General features: G+C 69.8%; 1 protein-coding gene. It reads right to left on the bottom strand.

The genetic code is table 11. The annotated features are described in order from the left end of the window. Positions 1–167: 167 nt before the first annotated feature. Positions 168–371: helix-turn-helix domain-containing protein (locus tag ACCC94_RS30130; protein ID WP_413353226.1), on the bottom strand; the 204-nt coding region annotated here is incomplete at its 5' end.

Raw genomic sequence — 371 nt, 5'->3', positions numbered from 1 at the left:
GCTCGAAGCTCGCGCCGATGCCCTGTGCCGGCGCGTTGCCGGAGGGCTGCGCAGCGGGCCGCACGGCCGGGCCGCTGGCGAGGTCGGCGTAACGGTTCATCCGGTCCAGCATGTCCTGCTGCACCTGCATGATCGAACTCATGGAAGTCTCCCCTGCGGAAACGAAATCAGAACTGCACCTGCACGCCCTGCTCACGCATCGCGTTGAGCCGGTAGCGCAGCGCGCGGGTGGTCATGCCCAGGCTTTGCGCCGCCTTGGTCTTGTGCCCGCCGAAGCGGCGGATGGTGTCGATGACGTGCTGGTACTCGGCGAGCTTGCCGCTGGCGCGCAGGGCGGCGCGGCCACCTTCGGCCGCCAGCGGGATCACCGC

Origin of the sequence: Pseudomonas sp. Pseusp97, assembly GCF_047304025.1 — a bacterium.
GTDB lineage: Bacteria > Pseudomonadota > Gammaproteobacteria > Pseudomonadales > Pseudomonadaceae > Pseudomonas.
This window is presented reverse-complemented; position numbering and strand designations above follow the sequence as displayed.